At 70.7% G+C, this 5,923-nt stretch carries 5 protein-coding genes; all 5 read right to left on the bottom strand.

Features of this window, described 5'->3' with window-relative positions; translation table 11 throughout:
* Nucleotides 1-54: 54 nt before the first annotated feature.
* Nucleotides 55-528 (bottom strand): phospholipase, encoded by a 474-nt coding sequence (locus tag AOK16_RS20400; protein WP_055473642.1) that lies wholly within the window; start codon nt 526-528, stop codon nt 55-57.
* 183 nt (nt 529-711) lie between these two features.
* Nucleotides 712-2,442: a flavin monoamine oxidase family protein gene (locus AOK16_RS20395; RefSeq protein WP_055473641.1), complete on the bottom strand. Its 1,731-nt coding sequence runs from the start codon at nt 2,440-2,442 to the stop codon at nt 712-714.
* 52 nt (nt 2,443-2,494) lie between these two features.
* Complete coding sequence (locus tag AOK16_RS20390; RefSeq protein ID WP_055473640.1) at nt 2,495-3,298, bottom strand: carbon-nitrogen hydrolase family protein; 804 nt, start codon at nt 3,296-3,298, stop codon at nt 2,495-2,497.
* Between the two features lie 139 nt (nt 3,299-3,437).
* The gene (locus AOK16_RS20385; RefSeq protein WP_055473639.1) at nt 3,438-3,893 is read right to left on the bottom strand and encodes an Lrp/AsnC family transcriptional regulator; all 456 of its coding nucleotides are present in this window, start codon (nt 3,891-3,893) and stop codon (nt 3,438-3,440) included.
* 10 nt (nt 3,894-3,903) lie between these two features.
* Nucleotides 3,904-5,397, bottom strand: coding sequence for an amino acid permease (locus AOK16_RS20380; protein WP_055473638.1), 1,494 nt, complete (start codon nt 5,395-5,397; stop codon nt 3,904-3,906).
* Between the last annotated feature and the right edge of the window lie 526 nt (nt 5,398-5,923).

The raw sequence follows: 5,923 nt of genomic DNA, 5'->3' as shown, positions 1-5,923 counted from the left end.
ACCCGCACCACTCCAGCGAGCCGAGCCGCACCGAAGGCACCGGCCGCCGACCCGTCAGCCGCCCACGCCCTGCCCGCCGAAGTTCCTGACCGCCTGGTAGTACATCCAAGCCGTGGACTCGCACAGCGTCCTCGACCCCGTCGTGGTCCGGATGCACACCCGCCTGAGGTCCACGAAGAACGCCTCGTCCAGCCGTTGTTTGTTGGCGGCGAAGCCACCCGCCGCCTTGTAGTTGCGGTAGCCGAAGTCATGCCGGGCGCAGGACTGGCGGAAGTCGAAGCCGAAGGGGATGTCCGGCGCCCCGGAGCAGTAGTCCGTGGACCAGTCGAAGCCGTACCCCTCCCATTCGGCCCGGTTCCCACGTGCGGCGGCCCACAGCCCGTAGCTGTTGTCGCTCGCCTGGGTCCAACTGGCCAGCACCCGCGCCTTGTCGGCGGGGGCGACCGGCACTCCGGCGGCGGTGGCGGAGGCGGCGGTGCCCAGGACGGTGGCGAGGGCGAGGGCCGGGGCAGCGAGTCGCAGGTTCATGACAATGATCAATGCCCCGTGCCGTGGACATCACACCCCGTACCACCCCAATGGATCACCATCAGGCCCCAGTTGGGCCCACCCGGGCCCCGAGAGGCCTCCCCTTGATACGGGCCGCCGCCGCGCTCCTCGCACGGCGGCGGCCCGAGTCTCGTACCCCCGCTCCGAACCGGAGGAGGCCGGTCAGTCCTCCGGGAGTTCCACGGGGGCGATGCTGTCGTACAGGTCGCCCGGCCCCGGGTTCGTCGCGTCCGTCTCGCCGCCGAAGTGGTTCATGACGCCCCACACCGCGTTGAGCGCGGTCTGCACGGCGCCCTCGGCCCAGCCCGCGGTCCAGGAGATGTCGTCTCCCGCGAGGAACAGCCCGCGCTTGTCCTCGGGCAGCCGGTCCTGCATGAAGTGCGTGAACAGGCGGCGCTGGTAGCGGTAGTGGCCGGGCAGGTTCGCCTTGAACGCACCCATGAAGTAGGGCTCGTTCTCCCAGGAGACGGTGACCGGGTTGCCGATGATGTGCTTGCGGATGTCGACCTTCGGATAGATCTCCGAGAGCGACTTGAGCATGACCTCCATGCGCTCGTTCGCGTTCAGCGGCAGCCACTTCAGCGAGTCGTCGCACCAGGTGTACGAGAGGCAGATGACGGCCGGCTTGCCGGGCCCGTTGTCCAGGAGGTACGTGCCGCGGGTCATCCGGTCGGTGAGCGTCATGCTCATCGTGTCCCGGCCGGTCGACACCCCGGAGTCGTCAACAGCCTTGTCGAGCCAGAACGGCCGGTCGACGGGGACGAAGAGCTTGGAGGACTCCATGTAGTGGGTGCGCTCGACGGCCGTCCAGTGGTCGATGGGGAGCAGCGCGTCATCGCACTCGATCTTGGACAGCAGCATCCAGGACTGCGCGGTGAAGACGGCCGCCTGGTACGTACGAGTGTCGCCCGCGGCATCCGTGACGGTGATCCGGTTGCCCGCGGTGCGGTTCATCCGGGTCACGGCCGGGCGCGGCTCGCCGCCGTGCAGCGAGGACAGCGAGGTGCCCATCGGCCAGTGGACGATCTTCTCCGGCTCGCGCTCCCACAGCCGCAGCGGCACCTGCTGGCTGCCGCCGACGATGCCGCGGTGGTGGTCGTCGGCCTCGGTGTAGACGACGCGGAGGATCTCCAGGATGGAGTTGGGGAAGTCGGTGTCCCAGCCGCCGGTGCCGAAGCCGACCTGGCCGAAGATCTCCCGGTGCCGGAAGGACTTGAAGGCGGAGGAGTCGCAGAGGAAGCCGTAGAAGGTCTGGTTGTCGAGCTTCTCGACGAGCCGCGCCCAGATCTCGCGGATGCGCGGCACGTCGCGCATCCGTAGGGCGCGGTTCATGTCGGAGAAGTCCGCGCCCTCCTCCAGGCAGGCGTTCCACGCGTGCATCACGTCGCGGTAGACCTGCGGCAGGTCCTCGATGGACTCCGCGTAGTGGGACTCGCCCTTGAGGTCGACGACCGTGGACGGGGTGTCGGGGGCGAGCGGGTTGGGGAACGGCCTGGTCTCCAGGCCGACCAGGTCGATGTAGTGCTGGAAGGCGGTGGAGGACGGCGGGAAGCGCATCGCGCCCAGCTCGCAGTCCAACTCGCCCTCGTCACCCGCGGCGCAACCCTCGAAGCGGACGGTGCGCAGCCGGCCGCCGATCTGGTCGGCCTCGTAGACGACGGGCTTGAGGCCCATCTTCATCAGTTCGTACGCGGCGATGATGCCGGAGAGGCCGCCGCCGATGACCGCGACCTCGGTGCCGTGCTCGGTCGCGGGTATGGAGCCGATCCCGGCCGGGTGGGCCAGGAAGTCGTCGTAGGCGTACGGGAAGTCCGGGCCGAACATGGTGATCGGCGGCAGCTCCGGCGTCTCGGGGTGCTGCTCGTCGTGGGCGGCGGTGGGCACGGACGTCATCGGCTTGGCTCTCCTTGCGGGGAATCGCGGTGCGGTGGGGCGGGGCGGAGGCTCAGACGAGGGAGCCGTACAGTTCGGGCCTGCGGTCGCCGAGGTAGCTGTTCTCGGCGCGGGAGGCCTGGAGGAATCCCGGGTCGGCGTCGGCGACGACCAGGTCCTCGCCCGTGCCCGCGCGGGCCCGGGCGGTGCCGTCGGGGGCGGCGAGGCAGCTGAGCCCGGCGAAGTGGAAGTCGCCCTCGGGGCCGCAGCGGTTGGCGTACGCGATGTAGAGCTGGCTCTCCCAGGCGCGGGCCGGGACGACCGTGTTGGGCACGATCTCGTAGGGGCGCATCAGCGCGGTGGGGACGAGCAGCAGCTCGGTGCCGGCCAGGGCGTGGGCGCGTACGTTCTCCGGGAACTCGACGTCGTAGCAGATCAGCAGGCCGACGCGGACGCCGTCGAGGTCCGCCTGGACGACGGGGGTGTCGCCGGGGGTGAAGGAGCCGGTCTCGAACTCGCCGAAGAGGTGGGTCTTGCGGTAGTTCGCCAGGCGCGAGCCGTCGGCGCCGATCAGCTGGGCGGAGTTGTGGAGGGTGTCCCCGGCGCGCTCGGGGTAGCCGTACGCGATGGCGAGCCGGTGCTCGGCGGCGATCTCGGCGACGCGGCGGGCGCCCGGGCCGTCGGCGGGCTCGGCCAGCGACGGGAGGGCGTCACCGATCGCGTAACCGGTCAGGTAGAGCTCGGGGGCGACCAGCAGCCGGGCCCCGGCGGAGGCGGCCCGGCGGGCGGCCCCGTCGAGCGCGGCGAGGCTGTCCTGTACGGAACGGGGGACGCCGCCGGGGCCTTGGAACAGCGCGGTGCGCAGCGGCGCGGCCATGGAACCTCTTCGCTGGTCGAGCGGTTTTCGGGGGACCTCACGAAGGTAAGGTCCGCCGTCATCGCCGGACAAGCCACGAATATTGCGCATTCGCGAGCGAATTGTTGCGCGATTCTCGCCGAAAACGGCGAATCGTTGTCTACCCCGGTGCGCCGGAGCTGAAGCGGCGGAGCAGGGGGGAGAGGACCAGGACCGACTTCGTGCGCTCGACGTACGGTTCGCCCGCGATGCGTTCCAGGACGCGTTCGAAGTGGCGCATGTCGGAGGCGAAGACCTGGACGAGGGCGTCCGCGTCGCCGGTCACGGTCGACGCGGCCACCACCTCGGGATAGCGCGAAAGACCCCGGTGGATCGCCTCGGGCGAGGTGTTCCGCCGGCAGTAGATCTCGATGAAGCCTTCCGTCTCCCAGCCGAGGGCGGCCGGGTCGACCCGGACGGTGAAGCCGGTGATGGCCCCCTCCGCCCGGAGCCTGTCCACGCGCCGCTTGACGGCGGGCGCGGACAGGCCGACCTCGGATCCGATGTCCGCGTAGGAGCGGCGGGCGTCCTCGGCGAGGGCGTGGACGATGCGTTCGTCGAGCTCGTTCAGTCGCACTGCGGGTTGATCACTTCTGTACGGGAGCCCCCACGGGGTCGGACTCCAGCCGGGAGCGGCGCATGCCGTACCCGAAGTAGATCACAAGGCCGACGGCCATCCAGACGCCGAAGACGGTCCAGGTGATCACGTCGAGGCTGCCCATCATCCACACGCAGAAGCCGAAGCCGACGACCGGCAGGAGCGGGGACAGCGGCACCCGGAAGGTGCGCTCCATCTCGGGCCGCGTGCGGCGCAGCACGATCACCGCGATGTTGACCAGCGCGAAGGCGAAGAGCGTGCCGATGCTGGTCGCGTCGGCGAGCTGGCCGAGCGGGATGGCGGCGGCCAGCACGCCGCAGAACAGCGAGACGATCACGGTGTTGGCGCGCGGGGTGCCGGTGCGCGCGTCCACCTTGGAGAAGACCTTCGGCACCAGGCCGTCGCGGGACATTGCGAACAGGATGCGGGTCTGGCCGTAGAGCACGGTCAGGATCACGCTCGCGATGGCGATGACGGCGCCCGCGGCGAGCAGTACGCCCCAGAAGGTCTGGCCCGTGACCTCGCGCATGATCCCGGCCAGCGAGGCCTCGGAGCCCGCGAACTTCTCCCACGGCCGGGCGCCGACCGCGACCGCGGCCACCAGCACGTACAGCGCGGTGACGATCAGCAGCGAGAGCATGATCGCGCGCGGCAGGTCGCGCTTGGGGTTCTTGGCCTCCTCGCCGGCGGTGGAGGCGGCGTCGAAGCCGATGTAGGAGAAGAAGAGCGTGGCGCCGGCCGCGCTGACGCCGGCCATGCCGAGCGGCATGAACGGGGTGTAGTTGCCGGCCCGGATGCCCATGAAGGCGACGGAGCAGAAGAGCAGCAGCGCGGCGATCTTCACGGCGACCATGACCGTGTTGGCGCGGGCGGACTCGCGGGCGCCGCCGAGCAGGAAGGCCATGGACAGCAGCACGACCAGCAGGGCGGGCAGGTTGAAGATCCCGCCGTCGCCGGGCGGGGCGGCGAGCGCGTCGGGGATGGTGACGCCGATGGTGCCGCTGAGGAGTTCGTTGAGGTACTCGCCCCAGCCGACCGCGACGGCCGCGACCGAGACGCCGTACTCCAGGATCAGGCACCAGCCGCAGACCCAGGCGACGAGCTCGCCCATGGTGGCGTAGGCGTACGAGTACGAGGAGCCGGAGACCGGGATGGTGCCGGCCAGCTCGGCGTACGAGAGGGCGGAGAACAGGGCGGTGAGGCCGGCGATGATGAACGACACCGTGACGGCGGGGCCGGCGTCCGGCACCGCTTCGCCGAGGACGACGAAGATGCCGGTGCCGAGGGTGGCGCCGATGCTGATCATCGTCAGCTGCCACATGCCGAGCGAGCGCCGCAGGCTGCCGCCCGCGCCCTGGCCGCCCTCGGCCACGAGCCGCTCTACGGGCTTGCGGCGGGTGAGGCGGGTACCGAGGCCGCCGGGCCGCTGGGGCGGACGCGTCGAGCTGTCCGCAGCGGGCGGGGCTGCGCCATGGTCCAACACTGGGGGGGCTCCTTCATCACTGCCGAGTCATAGGAGCGGGACCCACGGCGGTCCCGGGCGGGCACGGCAGGAGAAGCCCGCGAGAGGGGAAGGGGACCGCCGAGCAGGCGGTCACCGCCACTCCACGTACAGCGCAGACCCTACGAGCTGGGCACATCGGCTCGTAATGCACAAACCTTGCGTATGCCCGCGTAAACGTTGCGCGTAGGACGTGCGCACGGGAAATCGTTGCAGGCCAATGCACGGATCGCCAAATTCGTCACATAGCGAGGCGCCCCTGTCGCACCCCGTCAGGGACCTGGGGTAACCGCCGGTACGGCCTGCCCTCCGGTCCGGCCCCGACCAGAAGCGCCCGCCGACACGAAACCCGCGAACCGGGCCAGTGCCACCCGTGGTCGGCCGCTGACGGCGGGGAGGGGGTGTGCCGGGGTGCCCCCGCAGGGCGGACAACGGACTCCGGCGGATAGCCGGGTACGAATCCCGCACGTTGGCCGCCCGAGGTGGGGGCACCCCCAGCGGTAGCTGG

The organism is Streptomyces pathocidini (assembly GCF_001418495.1).
GTDB classification, from domain to species: domain Bacteria; phylum Actinomycetota; class Actinomycetes; order Streptomycetales; family Streptomycetaceae; genus Streptomyces; species Streptomyces pathocidini.
This window is presented reverse-complemented; position numbering and strand designations above follow the sequence as displayed.